The sequence below is a fragment of the Paraburkholderia sediminicola genome (genome assembly GCF_046027825.1).
In the GTDB taxonomy this organism is placed as follows: Bacteria; Pseudomonadota; Gammaproteobacteria; order Burkholderiales; family Burkholderiaceae; genus Paraburkholderia; species Paraburkholderia sediminicola_D.
The window spans coordinates 1-18,826 of sequence record NZ_JAQQDU010000134.1; the positions used below are offsets into that span (position 1 = coordinate 1).

The 18,826-nt window shown below is 62.5% G+C and carries 20 protein-coding genes; 11 read left to right on the forward strand and 9 right to left on the reverse strand.

Annotation, left to right across the window (positions count from 1 at the left end; translation table 11 throughout):
- Positions 1 to 157 precede the first annotated feature (157 nt).
- Positions 158 to 1,948 carry an acyl-CoA dehydrogenase gene (locus tag PQQ96_RS38570; protein ID WP_408302166.1) on the forward strand — a complete coding sequence of 597 codons (1,791 nt, stop codon included), beginning with the start codon at positions 158 to 160 and terminating at the stop codon, positions 1,946 to 1,948.
- Between the two features lie 165 nt (positions 1,949 to 2,113).
- Here PQQ96_RS38570 and PQQ96_RS38575 read toward each other — a convergent pair whose 3' ends face one another.
- The gene (locus PQQ96_RS38575; protein ID WP_408302168.1) at positions 2,114 to 3,400 is read right to left on the reverse strand and encodes a D-amino acid dehydrogenase; all 1,287 of its coding nucleotides are present in this window, start codon (positions 3,398 to 3,400) and stop codon (positions 2,114 to 2,116) included.
- Between the two features lie 169 nt (positions 3,401 to 3,569).
- Between PQQ96_RS38575 and PQQ96_RS38580 the strand changes: the two genes are divergently transcribed.
- Both PQQ96_RS38580 and PQQ96_RS38585 read left to right on the forward strand, forming a co-directional pair.
- Complete coding sequence (locus PQQ96_RS38580; RefSeq protein ID WP_007180908.1) at positions 3,570 to 4,058, forward strand: Lrp/AsnC ligand binding domain-containing protein; 489 nt, start codon at positions 3,570 to 3,572, stop codon at positions 4,056 to 4,058.
- A 98-nt stretch (positions 4,059 to 4,156) separates the two neighbouring features.
- Positions 4,157 to 5,302: a PA0069 family radical SAM protein gene (locus tag PQQ96_RS38585; protein WP_408302170.1), complete on the forward strand. Its 1,146-nt coding sequence runs from the start codon at positions 4,157 to 4,159 to the stop codon at positions 5,300 to 5,302.
- 16 nt (positions 5,303 to 5,318) lie between these two features.
- Here PQQ96_RS38585 and PQQ96_RS38590 read toward each other — a convergent pair whose 3' ends face one another.
- Together PQQ96_RS38590 and PQQ96_RS38595 are read right to left on the reverse strand one after the other, a co-directional pair.
- Complete coding sequence (locus PQQ96_RS38590) at positions 5,319 to 5,786, reverse strand: NINE protein (protein WP_408302172.1); 468 nt, start codon at positions 5,784 to 5,786, stop codon at positions 5,319 to 5,321.
- 98 nt (positions 5,787 to 5,884) lie between these two features.
- A complete protein-coding gene (locus tag PQQ96_RS38595) occupies positions 5,885 to 7,069 on the reverse strand; it encodes a PQQ-dependent sugar dehydrogenase (RefSeq protein ID WP_408302174.1) in 1,185 nt (394 codons plus the stop codon).
- Positions 7,070 to 7,241: 172 nt separating this feature from the next.
- Between PQQ96_RS38595 and rpsP the strand changes: the two genes are divergently transcribed.
- The 6 genes from rpsP to PQQ96_RS38625 all read left to right on the forward strand — a co-directional run bounded on the left by rpsP (position 7,242) and on the right by PQQ96_RS38625 (position 11,536).
- Positions 7,242 to 7,496 carry a 30S ribosomal protein S16 gene (gene rpsP, locus PQQ96_RS38600; protein ID WP_006050280.1) on the forward strand — a complete coding sequence of 85 codons (255 nt, stop codon included), beginning with the start codon at positions 7,242 to 7,244 and terminating at the stop codon, positions 7,494 to 7,496.
- Between the two features lie 117 nt (positions 7,497 to 7,613).
- A complete protein-coding gene (gene rimM, locus PQQ96_RS38605) occupies positions 7,614 to 8,348 on the forward strand; it encodes a ribosome maturation factor RimM (RefSeq protein WP_408302176.1) in 735 nt (244 codons plus the stop codon).
- Positions 8,349 to 8,372: 24 nt separating this feature from the next.
- On the forward strand, positions 8,373 to 9,140 hold the full coding sequence (gene trmD / locus PQQ96_RS38610) for a tRNA (guanosine(37)-N1)-methyltransferase TrmD (RefSeq protein WP_074282588.1): 768 nt from the start codon (positions 8,373 to 8,375) through the stop codon (positions 9,138 to 9,140).
- Positions 9,141 to 9,285: 145 nt separating this feature from the next.
- On the forward strand, positions 9,286 to 9,675 hold the full coding sequence (gene rplS / locus PQQ96_RS38615; protein WP_012433948.1) for a 50S ribosomal protein L19: 390 nt from the start codon (positions 9,286 to 9,288) through the stop codon (positions 9,673 to 9,675).
- A 93-nt stretch (positions 9,676 to 9,768) separates the two neighbouring features.
- On the forward strand, positions 9,769 to 10,482 hold the full coding sequence (locus tag PQQ96_RS38620) for an NUDIX hydrolase (RefSeq protein WP_408302178.1): 714 nt from the start codon (positions 9,769 to 9,771) through the stop codon (positions 10,480 to 10,482).
- A 115-nt stretch (positions 10,483 to 10,597) separates the two neighbouring features.
- A complete protein-coding gene (locus PQQ96_RS38625) occupies positions 10,598 to 11,536 on the forward strand; it encodes a CobD/CbiB family protein (protein WP_074282590.1) in 939 nt (312 codons plus the stop codon).
- 215 nt (positions 11,537 to 11,751) lie between these two features.
- Here PQQ96_RS38625 and PQQ96_RS38630 read toward each other — a convergent pair whose 3' ends face one another.
- From PQQ96_RS38630 to PQQ96_RS38640, 3 genes are read right to left on the reverse strand one after another with little or no spacing between them, the layout of a single operon-like run.
- Positions 11,752 to 12,072, reverse strand: a complete 321-nt coding sequence (locus PQQ96_RS38630; RefSeq protein ID WP_408302181.1) for a putative signal transducing protein — start codon at positions 12,070 to 12,072, stop codon at positions 11,752 to 11,754.
- Between the two features lie 30 nt (positions 12,073 to 12,102).
- Complete coding sequence (gene rsgA / locus PQQ96_RS38635; protein ID WP_408302183.1) at positions 12,103 to 13,044, reverse strand: ribosome small subunit-dependent GTPase A; 942 nt, start codon at positions 13,042 to 13,044, stop codon at positions 12,103 to 12,105.
- Complete coding sequence (locus PQQ96_RS38640) at positions 13,041 to 14,300, reverse strand: M48 family metallopeptidase (RefSeq protein WP_408302185.1); 1,260 nt, start codon at positions 14,298 to 14,300, stop codon at positions 13,041 to 13,043. The genes rsgA and PQQ96_RS38640 overlap by 4 nt, the downstream gene beginning before the upstream one ends.
- A gap of 198 nt (positions 14,301 to 14,498) precedes the next feature.
- Here PQQ96_RS38640 and orn point away from each other — a divergent pair, with 198 nt between their 5' ends.
- Entirely contained in the window at positions 14,499 to 15,113 is a 615-nt protein-coding gene (gene orn / locus PQQ96_RS38645; protein WP_159000194.1) for an oligoribonuclease, read from the forward strand.
- Between the two features lie 22 nt (positions 15,114 to 15,135).
- On the opposite strand, the gene mog is transcribed toward orn, so the two are convergent.
- A complete protein-coding gene (mog, locus tag PQQ96_RS38650; protein ID WP_408302187.1) occupies positions 15,136 to 15,804 on the reverse strand; it encodes a molybdopterin adenylyltransferase in 669 nt (222 codons plus the stop codon).
- Positions 15,785 to 16,396 (reverse strand): ribosome biogenesis factor YjgA, encoded by a 612-nt coding sequence (gene yjgA / locus PQQ96_RS38655; protein WP_408302193.1) that lies wholly within the window; start codon positions 16,394 to 16,396, stop codon positions 15,785 to 15,787. The genes mog and yjgA overlap by 20 nt, the downstream gene beginning before the upstream one ends.
- Positions 16,397 to 16,690: 294 nt before the next feature.
- Here yjgA and pmbA point away from each other — a divergent pair, with 294 nt between their 5' ends.
- Positions 16,691 to 18,061: a metalloprotease PmbA gene (gene pmbA, locus PQQ96_RS38660; RefSeq protein WP_408302190.1), complete on the forward strand. Its 1,371-nt coding sequence runs from the start codon at positions 16,691 to 16,693 to the stop codon at positions 18,059 to 18,061.
- A 189-nt stretch (positions 18,062 to 18,250) separates the two neighbouring features.
- Here pmbA and PQQ96_RS38665 read toward each other — a convergent pair whose 3' ends face one another.
- Positions 18,251 to 18,751 (reverse strand): dihydrofolate reductase, encoded by a 501-nt coding sequence (locus PQQ96_RS38665; protein ID WP_074282597.1) that lies wholly within the window; start codon positions 18,749 to 18,751, stop codon positions 18,251 to 18,253.
- Positions 18,752 to 18,826: the final 75 nt, after the last annotated feature.

Consider the following 18,826-nt stretch of genomic DNA (forward strand, 5'->3'; position numbering starts at 1 on the left):
TCTGGTGGGCGATCTGTTCACGCTCGTGCCGGAACTCGTTAACGAGCTCGGCTAAGCGCCGCAGCGCCGGTAAAAGGCGCCTGGCAGCACACGGAAGGGCGCGGGACCTATCAAGTCCGGCGCCCTTTTTATATCGACAGTCAGGAGGAGAACTGAAATGAGCTATACGGCGCCCATCAAGGACATGCTGTTCGTGATGAAGGAACTGGCCGGTCTCGACGATATCGCGACGCTGCCGGGCTTCGAAGACGCGAACCTCGAGACGGCTCAGGCCGTGCTCGAAGAGTCGGCGAAACTGTGCGGCGAAGTGCTGGCACCGCTGAACGTTGAAGGCGATCGCAATCCGAGCAGCTGGAAGGATGGCGTGGTCACCGCAACGCCGGGTTTTAAGGACGCATTCCGCCAGTTCGGCGAGGGCGGCTGGCAAGGCGTGCAACACCCGGTCGAGTACGAAGGCCAGGGTCTGCCCAAGCTGATCGCCACGGCCTGTATCGAGATGCTGAACGCGTCGAACCTGTCGTTCGCGCTGTGCCCGCTGCTCACGGATGGTGCCATCGAGGCGCTACTCACGGCGGGCAGCGAAGAGCAGAAGCAAACCTACGTGCCCAAGCTGATTTCCGGCGAGTGGACTGGCACGATGAACCTGACCGAGCCGCAAGCCGGCTCCGATCTCGCGCTGGTGCGCACCCGCGCCGAGCCGCAAGGTGACGGTTCGTTCAAGCTGTTCGGCACGAAGATTTTCATCACGTGGGGCGAGCACGACATGGCGAAGAACATCGCCCATCTCGTGCTGGCGCGCACGCCGAATGCACCGGAAGGCGTGAAGGGCATTTCGCTCTTCATCGTGCCGAAGTTTCTCGTCAATGAAGACGGCTCGCTTGCCGAGCGCAACGACGTGCATTGCGTGTCGATTGAACACAAGCTCGGCATCAAGGCGAGCCCGACCGCGGTGCTGCAATTCGGCGATCACGGCGGCGCGATCGGTCATCTGATCGGCGAAGAAAATCGCGGCCTCGAGTACATGTTCATCATGATGAACGCGGCGCGTTTCGCCGTGGGCATGCAGGGCGTTGCCATGTCGGATCGCGCGTATCAGAAGGCCGTTGCGTATGCGAAGGATCGCGTGCAAAGCCGGCCGGTGGATGGCTCCGCGAAACAGTCGGTGGCGATCATTCAGCATCCGGACGTGCGCCGCATGCTCGCGACGATGCGCGGTCTCACGGAAGCATCGCGCGCGTTGGCGTATGTCGCCGCGGCTCACAGCGATATCGCGCATCGTCATCCTGACGAAGCGAAGCGCGCTGAACGTCAGGCCATCTACGAATACCTCGTGCCGATCGTGAAGGGCTGGAGCACGGAGCTGTCGATCGACGTGACGAGCCTCGGCGTGCAGGTGCATGGCGGCATGGGCTTCATCGAAGAAACGGGCGCCGCGCAGTACTACCGCGACGCGCGTATTCTGCCGATTTACGAAGGGACGACCGCGATTCAGGCCAACGATCTGATCGGCCGCAAGACGGTGCGCGACGGCGGCAAGGTCGCCAAGTCGCTGCTGGCCGGTGTCGCGGAAACGATCGAGGCGCTCGGCGGCCAACAAGGCGCTGCGTTCGATTCGATGAAGACGTATCTGGCACAGGGTCATCGTTCGTTGAGCGCAGTGGTCGATTTTGTTGTCGCCAACACGAGGAGCGATCCGAACGCGGTGTTCGCCGGCAGCGTGCCGTATCTGAAGCTGGCGGGTGTTGTGCTGGGTGGCTGGCAGATGGCGCGTGCGTTGCTCGTGGCGGCTGACAAGCGCGACGAGGATCCGTCGTTCTACGGCGCGAAGATCGCGACGGCGCAGTTCTATGCCGAGCATGTGCTGCCGCTGGCTTCGGCGTTGGAAGCGTCGATCGTCAGCGCGAAGGGTGGGGAGAGCGTGCTGGCGTTGTCGGAAGATCAGTTCTGATGTTGCACTTCTTCTCTCGAGCAATGTAGCGAGAGCTCGCTTGCAAAAAAACAAACGGCGCCCTTGGAGGCGCCGTTTGTTTTTGTCCGGCCGGTTTGTCTGGGATGACCAACCGGCGTAACCGCTCGCGAAGCGTTAAAACGTTAAATCTTACGCACAAGCCCCTTACGCATAAGCCGGACGATGTGCACCGTTGGTCTCGCCGAGATAGCGATGCACCGACAGATCGTCCGCCTTGATCACCGGCTGCTTGCCCGACATCACGTCGGCCAGCAATTGGCCCGAGCCGCATGACATCGTCCAGCCCAGCGTGCCGTGACCGGTGTTCAGGAACAGGTTCGGTACGGGGGTGCGGCCGACGATCGGCGTGCCGTCCGGCGTCATCGGACGCAGGCCGGTCCAGAAGCTGGCCTTCGTCGTATCGCCGCCGCCCGGGAACAGATCGTTCACGCACAGTTCCAGCGTTTCGCGGCGCGCCTGGCGCAACGACTTATCGAAGCCGACGATCTCCGCCATGCCGCCGACGCGAATCCGGTCGTCGAAACGCGTGATCGCGATCTTGTAGGTCTCGTCGAGCACGGTCGAAACCGGCGCGGCTGCTTCATTGACGATCGGCGCGGTGATCGAATAGCCCTTGAGCGGGTAGACCGGAATCTTCACGAGACCGGACAGGAATTTCGTCGAGTACGAACCGAGCGCAACCACGAACGAATCCGCGCGCACCAGTTCAGCGCCGCACTGCACGCCGGCGATGCGGTCGCCTGCCATGGCGAGTGCGTCGATCGGCGTGTTGTAGCGGAATTTGACGCCCAGTTGCTCGGCGAGCGCGGCGAGGCGCGTGGTGAACATCTGGCAGTCGCCGGTTTCGTCGCCCGGCAGGCGCAGACCGCCCGTCAGCTTGTGCGAGACCGCGGCGAGCGCCGGTTCGGCTTGCGCGAGTTCGGCCGGCGACAGCAGTTCGTACGGCACGTTGGCTTCCTGCAGCACGGCGATGTCTTTCGCGGCGCCGTCGAACTGCTGCTGCGTGCGGAACACCTGCAGCGTGCCGCCCGTGCGGCCTTCGTACTGGATGCCGGTTTCGGCGCGCAGCGCTTGCAAACAATCGCGGCTGTACTCGGCGAGGCGGACCATACGGCCCTTGTTCACCGCATAACGCGACGACGTGCAGTTCTGCAGCATCTGCCACATCCATTGCAACTGGAATTGCGTGCCGTCGAGGCGGATCGCCAGCGGTGCATGCTTCTGGAACATCCACTTGACGGCCTTCAGCGGCACGCCTGGCGCCGCCCACGGCGACGCGTAGCCCGGCGAGATCTGGCCGGCATTGGCAAAGCTGGTTTCGAGTGCCGGGCCGGCTTCGCGATCAATCACCGTGACGTCATGACCGGCACGCGCCAGATAATAAGCACTCGTCACCCCGACGACGCCACTGCCCAAAACGACGACTCGCATAACTGCTCCAGGATATTCAATAAGAGGTCTGAGGGCGGCGCGCTCGCCGATTCGTTGGAATTCGTTCGATTAACGAGGTGTAACGCGGATCGCCCAGTGTTATCCGCTATACTATTAACAGTCAGGTAGGTTTTGTTATTGTATTTTCAAGATTTTCAGCAAAAACACTATGCGTACACAGCGCCAACCGGTCCGTGCCCTCGACAAACTCGATCACAAGATCCTGCGGCTCCTGCAACAGGACGGCCGGATGGCGATGAAAGACCTCGCCGAACAGGTCGGGCTGTCGGTGACGCCTTGCATCGAGCGGGTCAAGCGGATGGAGCGCGACGGCGTGATCACCGGCTATCACGCGCGTGTGAACCCGGCTGAGTTGGGTGCGGCGCTGCTGGTGTTCGTCGAGATCACGCTCGATCACAAAAGCGGCAACATGTTCGACCAGTTCCGCCGCGAGGTGCAGAAGATCCCCGAGGTGCTGGAGTGCCACCTCGTGTCGGGCGACTTCGACTATCTGATCAAGGCGCGCATCGGCGAAATGGCCGACTATCGCAAGCTGCTGGGGGACATCCTGCTGCAACTGCCTGGCGCGGTGCAGTCGAAGAGCTATGTGGTGATGGAAGAGATCAAGGAAACGCTGACTATCGCGGTTGGCGATTAGCTCGCGCGGCAGGGGCGTAGCTGGACTCGACAAACGGCGTAAACACTGTATATTTATACAGGTGTTTTGCGCCGTTTCTGTTTCTTCGTACTCCAGCCGTGACCGATTCCGACATCCATTCCGCTAACGAATTTCCGATCGCTCCGCCCACGCCCCGCAAGGGGCGCGGCGCGGTGACGAACCTGCAAGGCCGTTATGAAGTCGACCAGCGCGAAGTGGTGGACGACGGCTGGCTTTCGTCGCCGGAGGAAGACGGTGAGCCCAAGGTCTTGCGCACTCAGGTTTTCGAAGAGCGCGCCAAGACTATTCTCACGCGTAATGCGTCGCCGGATATTCCGTTCAGCGTGTCGCTGAACCCGTATCGGGGCTGTGAACATGGCTGTATCTACTGCTTCGCGCGGCCTACGCATAGTTATCTGGGGCTGTCGCCGGGGCTCGACTTCGAGAGCCGCATCTACGCAAAGGTCAATGCGCCGGAGTTGCTCGAGCGCGAGTTGTCGAAGAAGTCCTATGTGCCCGAGCCGATCGCGCTCGGCGTCATTACCGACGCCTGGCAGCCGGCCGAACGCGACTTGCGGCTTACGCGGCGGGTGATCGAAGTGCTGAGCGAGCGGAGTCATCCTTTTGCGGCGATCACCAAATCGTCGCTGATTGAGCGCGATCTCGATCTCCTCGCACCTATGGCGGCGCGCGGGCAGTTCATGGCGGCCATCACCATCACCACGCTGGATGCGGATATCGCGCGGACGCTCGAGCCACGTGCGGCTACGCCGTCACGCCGCTTGCGCACGATCCGTACGTTGAGCGAAGCGGGTATTCCCGTTGGCGTGAGCATTGCGCCGGTGATTCCATTCGTCACCGAGCAGGACATGGAGCGCGTGCTGGAAGCCTGCGCCGAGGCTGGCGCAAGCAACGCAAGCTACATCGTGCTGCGCTTGCCGTGGGAAGTTGCGCCGCTATTCAAGGATTGGCTCGCGGCGTATTTTCCCGATCGGGCTGACCGGGTGATGAGTCGCGTGCGCGATATGCGGGGCGGGAAGGACTACGACGCGAACTTCTCCACTCGAATGAAGGGGGAAGGATTGTGGGCGGACCTGCTGAAGCAGCGCTTCCACAACGCAGTGCGCCGGCTTGGGCTAAACCGGCGCGATCGCGGCATTCTGGATATGTCGCATTTTCGCCGGGCCGAGCCGGTGCGTGCTGAACCGCCGCCACGCGAGAATTCGCAATTGAGGCTTTTTTAGCGCGGCACGCGCCCGGTTATTGCGACAGCGCTTTGGCGGCCTGCACCTGGCTTTCGAAGTAAGTCTGGAACGAGATCGCGAGGCCCGTCATCAGCAGGAACGCGCCGATCAGCAGCGAAAAGATCACGATGAAAATGACGGTCCAGCCAGAGCGGCTTTTGCGCTCGGTTTGCGGATTGAACTGCGCGTCCCATTTTTCATCCGGCCGCAGGCCGTAGACGATCGCCGCCAGAAAGGCGGAGAGCAGCGAAACGGCGCCGAAAAAAGCGAGTACCCAGCCGAGCATCGAGGCCCGCTCGCTTGCCACAACCAGCATGGCGCCAGGAATGCCGATCAGCGTACCGAGCAGATGGGCCCAGCCGTAAATGTCGCGTGTGCCGTACAAATAGAAACGGTGGGCGCCAAGGCTGCCGAAGAAGAACGCCAGCGCGGCAGTAATCGTCTTGGATCTGAAACGCGAGGAAGTCGAGGCAAGGGTGGACATGTAGGCGAGGGCAGAGTGACAGACGGTCGAAAGGAGCGGCGCGCCGGTGGGCACGGACCGACGCGCATTCTACGCCCGCGGCGCGCTCACCGCGAAGGCTAAGGCGCTGAATAGGTCACGCGGTAGACCGCGCCGGCGTAGTCGTCGCTGATCAGGAGCGAGCCGTCAGGCATCGGTTGGACGTCGACCGGGCGGCCCCATACCGCTTCGCCCGGTTGAAGCCAGCCTTCGGCAAAGACTTCCTGATGCGCGTTGCTGCCGTCCGGGTTGGTAATCACCCGCACGACCCGGTAGCCGACTTTCTTGCTGCGATTCCACGAACCGTGTTCGGCGATGAAAATATTGTTTCGATACGCGGCCGGAAACATCGAGCCGCTGTAAAAACGCATGCCGAGCGAGGCGACGTGCGCGCCGAGTTTGACAGTCGGCGGCGTGAAGGCGCTGCATGGATGGTCTTTGCCGAATTCGGGGTCGGGCGTGTCGCCGCCATGGCAGTACGGAAAACCGAAGTCCATGCCAACGCGTGGCGCGTAGTTGAGCTTGTCGTGCGGTACGTCGTCGCCCATCAGGTCGCGGCCGTTGTCGGTGAACCACAGTTCATGCGTCACAGGGTGCCACGCGAAGCCGACCGTATTACGAACGCCGCGCGCCACGACTTCATAATGACTGCCGTCCGGGTTCATGCGGCCGATCAGCCCAAAGCGGTTGCGGTCTGTCAGGCAGACGTTGCACGGCGCGCCTTGGGGCACGTACAGCTTGCCATCGGGCCCGAATGCGATGAATTTCCAGCCATGATGGGTCTCCGTCGGCAGTGTATCGGTGACGATGACCGGCTTGGGCGGAGCGTTCAGATGGGTGTCGATCGCGTCGAAGCGTAGAATTTTCGACACCGCGGACACATACAGTGCGCCGTCCCGCCACGCCACGCCTGCCGGTGTTTCCAGGCCGGAGGCGATCACGTGGCGAGCCGTCACGCGCCCATTCTGCAATTCGAGCGCGTAGATGTGGCCGTCGAGGCTGCCTAGATAAAGAATGCCCTTGGGCGAGAGCGCCATCCCCCGTGCGCTGGGCACCTCGTCCGACACGACCTCGATATGGAAGCCTGGCGGCAGTTTGATGTGCTCGATCGGCAACGCGGCGAGTGCCGGCAGGGTAGAGGCGGCGAGCAACAACGTTGCGCCCGCTCGCAGGGCCTGAACACGGACGGCGCGCGAAAAGCCGGCAACTCGCCGAAAGACGACGAAAAAAGCGAAAAAAACCGCAGGTGGTGGCAGGAGTTTCACGGGCGTTCCGTCAGGTAATTCGGGCGTTTCGGCGTGGTCCGGGGTCCCCGTCTGTATGGCCGGCACAACCCCGTCGCTCAGTTTATCCCCGTAAGTGTTTGTTATGGCGTTGGTTTCCCGCTATAATCGCGTGTTTCAGTCGTTCCGAACCCCGGTTTTCAAGGATTCTAGTATGGTCATCATCCGCTTGGCTCGTGGCGGCTCCAAGAAGCGCCCGTTCTACAACATCGTCGCAACCGATTCGCGTAACCGTCGTGACGGCCGCTTCATCGAACGCGTTGGCTTTTACAACCCGGTCGCTACGAAGGGTGAGTCGCTGCGTATCGCTCAAGACCGCCTGACGTACTGGCAAGGCGTTGGCGCACAACTGTCGCCGACCGTCGAGCGTCTCGTGAAAGAAGCGCAAAAGGCGCAGCCGGCTGCTTAATGGTAGCTAGCATGCGTATCGTCGTCGGTTCGGCCGGCGGCTCGCGCAGCTTGCGCGAGCAGTCCGATGCGCGAGTTTTACTGAAGCAGACGTCGAAGTTGGCAGCGAGGTTCTCTTATGTCTGGGCGTGATTCCGGTGGTTCTGATCGCGTAAAGGCAAAAGCAGCCGCCCCGCGCGCGAAGACGTCTGATCAGGCGCCGTTCGGTGCATTCGTCCGCAAACCGGTCGAACGGGCCGAAGGCAAGGCGAAAGCCGAAGTTGCAAGCGCCGGTTCCAACGCAGCAGGCATGCGCGCGGAAACGGCGGAAAGCTGGCCGGCCGATGCGGTCGAGGTCGGTGCGATCGTCGACGCTTACGGCCTCAAAGGCTGGGTCAAGGTAGCCGCGCATGCGGATGCCGGGCATGGCGGCGACGCATTGCTAAGCGCGAAGCGCTGGTGGCTGATGAAAGGCCACGAGCGCAAGTCGGCGCCGTCATTACAGGCAAAAATGCATAGCGACAGTGTCGTTGCCCATCTGGGCGGCGTAACTGACCGTGATGTGGCACTGGCACTGCGTGGTACGCGCATCTATATCAGCCGCAGCGAATTTCCGGCCCTCGAAGCCGATGAATTCTACTGGGTCGACCTGCTCGGCCTGGATGTGGTGAACGTTGCCGGGGTCAACCTCGGCAAGGTTGCAGACATGATCGACAACGGTGCGCACTCGGTGTTGCGTATCGAATATCCGGATACCGACAAAAACGGTAAGCCGGTGACCGGCGAGCGCTTGATCCCGTTCGTCGGCGTCTTTGTCAAAACGGTGGATCAGGCGGCGAAGCAGATCATCGTCGACTGGGAAGCCGATTACTAAATAACTCGCTGACTGGAGAGAGCGATGCAGTTCGATGTCGTGACGCTCTTTCCTGACATGTTTCGTGCGCTGACCGACTGGGGCATCACCAGCCGTGCGGCGAAGCAGGAGCGCTACGGGTTGCGCACGTGGAATCCCCGCGATTTCACTACGGACAATTACCGCACAATCGACGATCGCCCCTACGGCGGCGGCCCCGGCATGGTTATGCTGGCCAAGCCTCTGGAAGACGCGATCGGCGCGGCGAAAGCGGCGCAGGCGGAGCAGGGTATCGGCGCGTCGCGCGTCGTGATGATGTCGCCGCAAGGCGCCACACTGAATCACGATCGTGTCATGCAGTTCGCGGCCGAACCCGGTCTGATCCTGTTGTGCGGGCGTTATGAAGCGATCGATCAGCGTTTGCTCGACCGTGTCGTCGACGAAGAAGTCAGCCTCGGCGACTTCGTGTTGTCAGGCGGCGAATTGCCAGCCATGGCGCTGATGGATGCGGTGGTGCGTCAGTTGCCCGGCGTGCTGAACGACTCGCAATCGGCGGTGCAGGACAGTTTCGTCGACGTGCTGCTGGATTGTCCGCATTACACGCGTCCGGAGGAATACGATGGCGTGCGTGTGCCCGATGTGCTGCTCGGCGGCCATCATGCGGAAATCGAAGCGTGGCGTCGGCGTGAGGCCTTGCGCAATACGTTGAACAAACGGCCCGATCTGATCGTGAAGGCCAGAAAGAACAAGATGTTGAGCCGTGCCGACGAGGCATGGCTTACGAGTCTCGCGAAGGAAGCGTCGAAGGCGTAAAGCCTTGGACTTTCGAGCGGACATAGGCGGTGCCGCACATGCGTGTACGGCGCCAGATGTGAACCCATCCTCTATCGGGGCCGTAGCCAAGCAGTTTTCTGTGAGGCAGGTACGAACGTCGACAAGATGGACCTAGGAGTCAGTGATGAATCTGATTGCAATACTCGAGCAGGAAGAAATTGGCCGCGCCCTCGGCGAGAAGACCATCCCCGAATTCGCCCCCGGCGATACGGTGATCGTCAGCGTGAACGTGGTTGAAGGTACGCGTAAGCGTGTTCAGGCTTACGAAGGCGTCGTGATCGCCAAGCGTAACCGTGGTCTGAATTCGTCGTTCATCGTCCGCAAGATTTCGTCGGGCGAAGGCGTCGAGCGTACGTTCCAGACGTACTCGCCGCTGCTGGCAAGCATCGTCGTGAAGCGTCGTGGCGATGTGCGTCGTGCGAAGCTGTACTACCTGCGCGACCGTTCGGGCAAGTCGGCTCGAATCAAGGAAAAGCTGGTCGCAAAGAAAGACCGCGCTGCTCCGGAAGCGTAAATGCTGTAAGAAAAAGCACCCTTCGCGGGTGCTTTTTTGTTTGCCAGGTCAAAATAGCGGCATGTCCCCTATCCGCTCATTCCGAGAGACCCGTTGATCCGCCCCGCCTTTGAGCCTGAAACTCTGCCTGTCGAAGCGACGGGTGCCGATCTGCCACCGGTCGCTGCCGGGCGGCTGACGCCCGACGGTCTGCGTGGGCGTTTCGCGCAGCGTCTTAGCTGGACGCCTGAACCCATTATCGAAGTGCCTTGGCGTGACGTGCGCGCCGATCCGCGCGTGGCCGCCGTGCTGGTGCCACTGGTCGTGCGCGACAACGGTCTCACCGTGCTGCTGACGCAACGTGCCGACCACCTGAACGACCACGCCGGCCAGGTGAGCTTTCCCGGCGGCCGTCATGAACCGTTCGACGCAGATTCGACCGCCACGGCATTGCGCGAGGCGCAGGAAGAAGTCGGACTCGATCCGTCGCGTGTGGAAATTCTCGGTGCGTTGCCCGACTATCTGACGGGCACCGGGTTTCGCGTGTCGCCCGTGATCGGCCTCGTGCATCCGCCTTTCACGTTGAAAGTGGATGCACTCGAAGTGGCCGAAGCCTTCGAAGTACCGCTCGCTTTCCTGATGGACCCTGCGCATCACGAAGAACGCGTGTTTCGTTACGAAGGCGGCGAGCGGCGCTTCTTCGCCATGCCTTATCCGCGAGCTGCGTCGGTGCCTGAAGATCGTGAGGATCAGGTCGGCGGCCATCATTTCATCTGGGGCGCGACAGCGGCGATGCTGCGCAATTTCTATCGCTTTCTCGCAGCGTGAGCTGCGCCGGACTGTGCAGTTGTTGGGTGTTTGTCAACGTCCGCGCTCAGTCGCATCCGACCCTGTGCTATCGTTATAAAACAATCGTAAAAACTCGAAAAGCACGGCGCATCGCATGACTTTTTTCTCCGTATTGCTGGCTCTGATTATTGAACAGGTCCGCGCGCTGTCGCTGAACAATCCGGTGGCGGCATTGCTTCAATACCATGCGGAGTCGGCGGCGCACGGATTCGATGCCGGCAAGCCCAAGCATGGCTTGCTCGCGTGGCTCGTGGTGGTGGTGCCCTGGACGCTGGCCGTCGCGCTCATCTACTACGTGCTTTATCACATTCACTTTGCGCTGGCGTTCCTGTGGAACGTCGCGGTGCTGTACTTCACGCTCGGCTTCCGGCAGTTCAGCCACTACTTCACCGATATCCACCTCGCGTTGAACAACGACGATGTGCCGCGCGCGCGTGAAATCCTGCATGAATGGACCGGGCTCGACACCGTCGACATGCCCGTCAGCGAGATCGTGCGTCATACGCTGATTCACGCGGTGGTCGCCTCGCATCGGCATGTGTTCGGCGTGTTCTTCTGGTTCCTGATTCCGGTTGGGCCGGCGGGCGCGGTGCTGTATCGGATTGCCGAGTATCTGGCGCGTACGTGGGCACGGCCGGTCGACGATCGCACCGCGGCGTTTTCAAGTTTCGCGCAGCGCGCCTTCTTCGTGATCGACTGGGTGCCGGCGCGGCTGACCTCGCTGGGCTTTGCAATCGTCGGTAATTTCGAAGACGCGATTTATGCATGGCGCAATCACGCGCGGCAGTGGCCGGACGCGAACGACGGCGTGTTGCTGGCCGCGGGCAGTGGGGCGCTGGGTGCGCGTCTGAGCGGGCCGCTCGCCGAGCCGTCGAGTCTCGACGCGCTGGCTACCGGCGACGGCGGCCCGATGCAGGTCGGCGACGACTGCACACCGCGTACGCTGCAATCGGCGGTGGGTCTGGTGTGGCGCGCGGTGGTGCTGTGGATGATTTTGCTGTTGATGCTGACGATCGCCGTTTGGCTCGCCTGATTCTGATGCGGATCGCTTGAGTTAGCGCGTGATTAACGCAACGCAGAAAAAAGCCGGGTATCCCGGCTTTTTTTATTGCTAACGCCGCGGTCGCTTCACCACCTAGCACCTGAGCCCGAGCCGCTTCACTGTCTATCAGCCGCACCCGAACCGCTTCACCGTTTGTCACCCGCGCCCGATCGATCGCTTCGCAGCTCCCCTACGCCTCAACGGCTTCACCCATCCAGCGGATCGCGCGCCGTCCCACACTGCCAGCACACCGTGAACTGTGCCTCGAGGGTCTCCCCGCACTGGTGGCATTGCCACGAAGGCGTGCCCGCCGCCGGCCCATGCGACGCCGCATCGATCAACCGGCGCGCCATTGCCTCGTCGCGTTCATCGACGAGCCACAACTCCGGCGCGCACTGATCCGCCGGAATATCGCCGAGCGCGCCGTTCAGATAACGGTTATGCAACTCGCAAGCGATGCCTGCCGTCGCCAGCACATTGACCCAATGCTGTCCGATGATCAGATTCGGCGCGCGCATCAATTTCATCGTGAATCCATGGGTTGGCAGCGGCGCGCATCAGCGCACGATCTGGCTGGCTTCGTGCACCAGTTGCGCATACAGGGCGTGCCGTTCGCGCCGGATACGGCCATCGGCGACGGCTTCCAGAATCGCGCAGCCCGGCTCCTGCAAGTGATGGCAGTTGTAGAAGCGGCAGTTCGGCAGCAACGGCCGGAACTCGGGAAACGCGCGTTCGAGCCGGCCTTCGGTCAGATGATGCAGGCCGAATTCCTGGAAGCCCGGCGAATCGATCAATGCACCGCCGTCACCCCCGGGCAAAGGATAGAGCCGCGTGAACGTGGTGGTATGCCGCCCACTGTTCAACGCCGTTGAGATCTCACGCGTGGCGACTTCGGCATCCGGAATCAGCAGATTCACCAAGGTCGATTTGCCCATGCCCGACTGGCCGAGCAGCAGCGTCGAGTGGCCTTCCAGATGCTCGAGCAAAGCGGGTCGCGCGGCCTCAGGCTGTGTCTTGATCGACACTTCGACCACGGTGTAGCCGAGTGCGCGGTACGGTTCGAGCCGCTTGCGCGCGCCCTCCAGCGCGCCGGTCACGTCGATCTTGTTCAGCACGATCAACGGCTTCAGCTCGTTTGCCTCAGCGGCGACCAGCGCCCGTCCAAGCAGGTCCTCGCTGAAATGCGGCTCAGTCGCGAGCACGACCAGCAACTGATCGAGGTTCGCGGCAAAGAGTTTCGACTTGTACTGATCCGAGCGATACAGCAGATTGCGCCGCTCGCCGATCTCGACGATCACGCCCTGATCCGCCGAAGTCGGTTCGTAAATCACGCGATCGCCGACCGCCACTTCACTGCGCTTGCCGCGCGGGAAGCACTGGAGCATCGGGCTGCCGTCTTCCGGCTTGACCATGTAGTGGCGCCCATGAGCGGCAATCACGAGCCCTGCTACGCGCGTGCTGGACGGCGCGCGCGGCGCTTTCGGGGAGCGGGCGCTCATGCGTGCCGCAGCAGTCGGTCGATCCGCTGCGACGCTGGCGGATGCGAGTAGTAGAACGCGGTGTAGAGCGGATCGGGCGTCAGGGTCGACGCGTTGTCCTCATACAGCTTGACGAGCGCATTGACGAGGTCTTGCGCATCGGTTTGCGTCGCGGCGAAGGCGTCGGCCTCAAACTCGTGCTTACGCGAGCTCAGGCTGCCGAGCGGCGTGACGAAGAACAGGAACACCGGCAGCGCGAGGAAGAACAGCACCAGCGCGAGGCCGCTATTACCGCCGATCAGCGAGGGCCGCACGCCCAGTCCCTCATAGAACCACACGCATTGCGTCAGCCAGCCGAGCAGGGCGAGCATCACGAGGCTGATCGCGAACATGACGACCATCCGCTTGATCACATGACGGCGCTTGAAGTGGCCGAGTTCGTGCGCGAGCACAGCTTCGATCTCGTTGCCCGACAGGCGCGCGAGCAGCGTGTCGAAGAACACGATTCGCTTGGCGGCGCCGAAGCCCGTGAAATACGCATTGCCGTGCGCCGAACGGCGGCTGCCGTCCATCACGAACAGGCCCTTGGCGGCGAAACCGCAGCGCTTCATCAGCGCTTCGATGCGGCTTTTCAGCGCTTCGTCCTTGAGCGGCTCGAACTTGTTGAAGAGCGGGGCGATAAACGACGGATACAGCACCAGCACGAGCAACTGGAACCCGACCCAGACGATCCACGTCCACAGCCACCACAGGCTGCCCGCCTGGTTCATCAGCCACAGCACGACGAACAGCAGCGGCAGGCCGAACGCGGCGCCGAGCAGGACGCCCTTGAGACGGTCGAGGAAGAAAATACCCTTGCTCATCCGGTTGAAGCCGAAGCGTTGCTCGACCACGAATTGCCGGTAGTACTCGAACGGCAGATCGATCGCGCTCGTGATCGCGATCACCGCCGCGACCAGCGCGATCTGGCCGGCGTAGCCACGGCCAAGCCAGTCGGAGATCGCCAGATCGAGCGCCTGCACGCCGCCCAGCAGCGTCAGACCGATCAGCACGGCCGCGCCGACGACGATCTCGATCATCGTGAGGCGCGTGCGTTCGACGGTGTAGTCGGCGGCGCGCTGGTGCGCGGTGAGCGCGATGGTGCCGGCGAACTGGCTAGGCACCTGCTCGCGATGGCGGGCGACGAAGCGGATCTGCCTCGACGCGAGCCACAGTTTGGTGCCGACCATCGCCACGACGGCGACGACGAACAGAACGGTGAAGTACAGGGTAGGCATCCGGGGATTCCGTGGTATCTATGCGAGAATTATATGTTTCTTCCCGCCTGGCGGCGGGGGATAAGCCAAACCCGGCTCAAACCCGGCCCAGGCAGGCGCAAGCAGGCCCAGGCCGGCCCAAACCAATCTCATACGAACAATTGCCGCGGCAAGCGGGCTTCCAGTGAAGCCGTCTGCCCGGCCATCAGGGTTGCCTTCATGACTGACATCCTCGCCTCCACCGAACAGCCGCCGCTCGTGCGCAGCGACATGAATCTCGTCTGGCTGGACATGGAAATGACCGGGCTCGAACCGGACACCGACCGCATCATCGAAATCGCGGTAGTCGTGACGAATTCGACGCTCGACCGCCTGGTCGAAGGGCCGGTGCTGGCGATTCATCAGAGCGACGAGACGCTCGCCAAAATGGATCAGTGGAACCAGAACACGCATGGCCGCTCGGGCCTGATCGACCGCGTGAAGGCGTCGACGGTGAGCGAAGCCGACGCCACCGAACAGATTCGCGACTTTCTCGCACAATATGTTCCGCCGGGCAAATCGCCGATGTGCGGCAACTCGATCTGCCAGGACCGCCGTTTCATGGCGCGCTGGATGCCGGATCTGGAGCGCTTCTTCCACTACCGCAATCTCGACGTCAGCACCTTGAAAGAACTGTGCCGCCGCTGGCAGCCGGCCATCTACAAGGGCTTCCAGAAGCGTGCGATGCACACGGCGCTGGCAGACATCCATGAATCAATCGACGAACTGAAGTACTACCGCGAGCACTTCCTGATTCCGGCGGCCTCGCAGGTCCCGGAAACGCCTGCGGAATAATCCGTCAGCCGCCGTTTCAGTTTCAACCCTGCCGAGGCGCGCGCTGCGCGTTCTTCGGCCGGAACGCCTTCACCACGTCGGCGTTGGTTTCCACATATGGGCCGCCGATCAGGTCGATGCAGTAGGGCACCGCCGCGAAAATACCCGGCACCTTGACCGCGCCGCCTGCTTCGGCGTCACGCAAGCCTTCGAGCGTTTCCTTGATCGACTTCGGCTGGCCCGGCAGGTTGACGATCAGCGCCGCGTGCTCCGCGGTTTCGCGGATCACCGCCACCTGGCGCGACAGAATCGCGGTCGGCACGAAATTCAGGCTGATCTGCCGCATCTGCTCGCCGAAACCCGGCATTTCCTTGGTTGCGACAGCCAAAGTCGCTTCCGGTGTCACATCGCGACGCGACGGGCCAGTGCCACCGGTGGTCAGCACCAGATCGCAGCCCACTTCGTCGACCAGTTCGATCAGCGTGGCGGAAATGATGGGCGCGTCGTCCTGAATCAGGCGTGTGACCACTTGAAACGGGGAGGTCAGGGCGGCGCCGAGCCATTCCTGCAGCGCCGGTATGCCTTTGTCCTCATACACGCCGGTGGACGCCCGGTCGCTGATCGATACGAGGCCGATCACGATTTCGTCGGGGTGACTACGCGTCGGCTTATTTGCCACCCTATTTGCCAACTTAGGCGTCGCGGTCGTCATCGTCGTCTTCCAGAGCGTCTTCGGCGTCGGAATCGGTGGCGGCAGACGGGCCGTCGGCGTTCTTGATCCACTGGAACAACTCGCGGAAGTAGCGCGGGGGCTTGCTTTGCTGCGCTTCCTTGCGGGCGTTGCGGATCAGCGTGCGGCCCTGCTGCGGATCGGCGTTCGGGTGCTGGCGGATGAATTCGGTCAGCGTGGCGTCGTCGGCGAGCAGTTTCTCGCGGGTGCGCTCGATCCAGTGCAGCTTGGCCGTTTCAGCCTTGTTGACGCCGTTATAGGTGTCGAGCGCGGTGCGCAGCGCGGCGGTTTCCTCGTCCAGCAGCGAGCGCATCACGCGCCCGACGTACTGCACCTGGCGGCGCTTGCCTTCGTGATCGGTGATGCGGCGTGCTTCGCGCACGGCATCGTCGAGTTTTTCGGGCATCGGCATGCGCTTGAGCGCGTCTTTCGGCAGCGCGATCAGCGCCGAGCCCAGCTCCTGCAGCTCGTGCATTTCGCGCTTGAGCTGGGACTTGCTGGGACGGTCGTAGCCGTTCTCGTCGACTTCCGGCTCGGCGGACTCGATGGGTTGAATGCGGGTTTTGCGTGTCATACCGATATTGTAACGTGCCGCGCGCGCGGAACCCGCCGTGTTGCCGTGCACAAGGCTTCCCACGAGGTTTTTTGCAGGCGCGGCAAACCCGGCAAGCGGCGACAAAGCCGGGGCGCCGCAGGGGTAACGCCAGGCTCAGCGAATGCCAGGTACAGCGTCGCGTACCTTGCTATGATCGCGGGATGCGTGACTACGCAAATGAGCACACAAATGGCGCACGCAAAATGCGTACGCACGTGCATGGCATGGGCGAACACACAGGGCCGCTCGGCCCCGAACAGGACGGCAACGACAATGGCAGCAGACATGGACGTCAAGCAGCGCTTTTTTCCGCATACCCAGGATGAGCTGAAGGAAATCGCCTCGGACATCCTTCGTCACGCGAAGTCGCTCGGCGGTACCGACGCGGCAACCGAGATTTCCGAAGGCGACGGCCTGTCCGTTTCCGTGCGGCGCGGCGAAGTCGAGACGATCGAACACAACCGCGACAAGATGGTCGGCGTGACGGTGTTCATCGGTAACAAGCGCGGCAACGCGAGCACCTCGGACTTTTCGTCGCAGGCTTTGAGGGACACGGTCGCGGCGGCGTACAACATCGCCCGCTTCACGGCTGAAGACGACTGCGCCGGTCTCGCCGAAGCCGACTTGCTCGAAACCGCACCGCGCGATCTCGATCTGTATCACCCGTGGAATCTGTCCGCCGACGAAGCGGTGGAAATCGCCCGCCGCTCGGAAGACGCCGCTTTCGCAACCGATCCGCAGATCAAGAACTCGGAAGGCGCGAGCGTCTCGGCGCAGCACTCGCAATTCGTTCTGGCGACTTCACGCGGCTTCCTCGCCGGTTATCCGTATTCGCGTCACTACATCGCGTGCGCGCCGATCGCCGGCAGCGGCCGCAACATGCAGCGCGACGACTGGTACACGTCGACCCGCAGCGCGGCAGACCTCGCCAATCCGGAAGCGGTGGGCCGTTACGCGGCGCAACGGGCGCTGTCGCGCATCGGCGCGCGCGGGCTCGATACGCGCAAGGTGCCGGTGCTGTTCGAAGCGCCGCTCGCCGCCGGCATTCTCGGCGCGTTCGTTCAGGCGACGAGCGGCGGCGCGCTGTACCGTAAGACCTCGTTCCTGGTCGACAGCCTCGGCAAGCCGGTGTTCGCGCCGCACATCCAGGTGGTCGAAGATCCGCACGTCGCGCGTGCGATGGGCAGCGCGCCGTTCGACGAAGAAGGTGTGCGCACCAAACAGCGTTCGGTGGTGAAGGACGGCGTGGTGGAAGGCTACTTCCTGTCCACCTACTCGGCACGCAAGCTCGGCATGCAGACCACCGGCAACGCCGGCGGCTCGCACAATCTGTCGCTGCGCAGCTCGAAGACGCGTCCGGAAGACGACTTCGAGGAAATGCTGAAGAAGCTCGGCACGGGCCTGTTGCTGACCGAACTGATGGGCCAGGGCGTGAACTACGTGACGGGCGACTATTCGCGCGGCGCGTCGGGTTTCTGGGTCGAGAATGGCAAGATCCAGTATCCGGTCGAGGAAATCACCGTGGCGAGCACCCTGCAGGAGATGTTCCGCCATATCGTCGCCATCGGCGCGGATACGATCACGCGCGGCACCAAGGAAACGGGCTCCGTGCTGATCGAACGGATGACGATCGCGGGGCAGTAAGCGGTTCGACCAAGTGACGCCAAGACCGGCCGCGGATTACTCGCGGGCCGGGCCTCGAGCAGGGCTGAAAACAGAAACGCCACGCGTGCAACTGCGTGGCGTTTTTTTATGCGTGTGTGGCGGCCGGTGGCGAATGATGAAGGCGCGAGGCCCGGTGCGCTGACCGTCAGTCAGGCGTGCCGCCAAACCTCAAGCGCCCTTGCGCTTATATGTCACGAATGCGTAGTCGAAGTCATTCGGGGCGTCCGCGCGATGCGTTTCATGCGCGACTTCTTCCCACTCGCTTTCATCGAGCTCGGGGAACGTGGCGTCGCCTTCGAAGTCGGCGGAAATCTCAGTGATGATCAGCTTGTCCGCCTGCCGCAGACCTTCCGCATACAACTGCGCGCCACCAATCAGAAACGCCTCCGGCGCCTGGTCCTGCGCGGCGAGCTTCAGTGCGTCCTCGAGGGTGGTGGCCGCGTCGCAGCCCTGAAAGCGCCGAGCGGCATCCCGTGTCACGACAATGTTGCGGCGTCCCGGCAACGGCCGGCCGATCGATTCATGCGTCTTGCGGCCCATGATGATGGGCGCGCCCATCGTGGTGCGCTTGAAGAACGCGAGGTCTTCGGGAAGTCGCCAGGGCAACTGGTTGTCGCGGCCGATCACGCCGTTATTGGCGCGAGCGACGATCAGGGTGAGCGTCGTCATCGAATGGAAAGGGGAACGTAACCGGGTTGATTCTACCTGAGGCGCAAGACGGCGCCGCTATCCAGGCCGGCTCGG

Coding starts and splice junctions, on each gene's coding strand:
- PQQ96_RS38570 (WP_408302166.1), top strand. CDS start 158: ATGAGCTATACGGCGCCCATCAAGGACATGCTGTTCGTGATGAAGGAA.
- PQQ96_RS38575 (WP_408302168.1), bottom strand. CDS start 3,400: ATGCGAGTCGTCGTTTTGGGCAGTGGCGTCGTCGGGGTGACGAGTGCT.
- PQQ96_RS38580 (WP_007180908.1), top strand. CDS start 3,570: ATGCGTACACAGCGCCAACCGGTCCGTGCCCTCGACAAACTCGATCAC.
- PQQ96_RS38590 (WP_408302172.1), bottom strand. CDS start 5,786: ATGTCCACCCTTGCCTCGACTTCCTCGCGTTTCAGATCCAAGACGATT.
- rpsP (WP_006050280.1), top strand. CDS start 7,242: ATGGTCATCATCCGCTTGGCTCGTGGCGGCTCCAAGAAGCGCCCGTTC.
- rimM (WP_408302176.1), top strand. CDS start 7,614: ATGTCTGGGCGTGATTCCGGTGGTTCTGATCGCGTAAAGGCAAAAGCA.
- trmD (WP_074282588.1), top strand. CDS start 8,373: ATGCAGTTCGATGTCGTGACGCTCTTTCCTGACATGTTTCGTGCGCTG.
- rplS (WP_012433948.1), top strand. CDS start 9,286: ATGAATCTGATTGCAATACTCGAGCAGGAAGAAATTGGCCGCGCCCTC.
- PQQ96_RS38625 (WP_074282590.1), top strand. CDS start 10,598: ATGACTTTTTTCTCCGTATTGCTGGCTCTGATTATTGAACAGGTCCGC.
- PQQ96_RS38630 (WP_408302181.1), bottom strand. CDS start 12,072: ATGAAATTGATGCGCGCGCCGAATCTGATCATCGGACAGCATTGGGTC.
- rsgA (WP_408302183.1), bottom strand. CDS start 13,044: ATGAGCGCCCGCTCCCCGAAAGCGCCGCGCGCGCCGTCCAGCACGCGC.
- PQQ96_RS38640 (WP_408302185.1), bottom strand. CDS start 14,300: ATGCCTACCCTGTACTTCACCGTTCTGTTCGTCGTCGCCGTCGTGGCG.
- orn (WP_159000194.1), top strand. CDS start 14,499: ATGACTGACATCCTCGCCTCCACCGAACAGCCGCCGCTCGTGCGCAGC.
- mog (WP_408302187.1), bottom strand. CDS start 15,804: ATGACGACCGCGACGCCTAAGTTGGCAAATAGGGTGGCAAATAAGCCG.
- yjgA (WP_408302193.1), bottom strand. CDS start 16,396: ATGACACGCAAAACCCGCATTCAACCCATCGAGTCCGCCGAGCCGGAA.
- pmbA (WP_408302190.1), top strand. CDS start 16,691: ATGGCAGCAGACATGGACGTCAAGCAGCGCTTTTTTCCGCATACCCAG.
- PQQ96_RS38665 (WP_074282597.1), bottom strand. CDS start 18,751: ATGACGACGCTCACCCTGATCGTCGCTCGCGCCAATAACGGCGTGATC.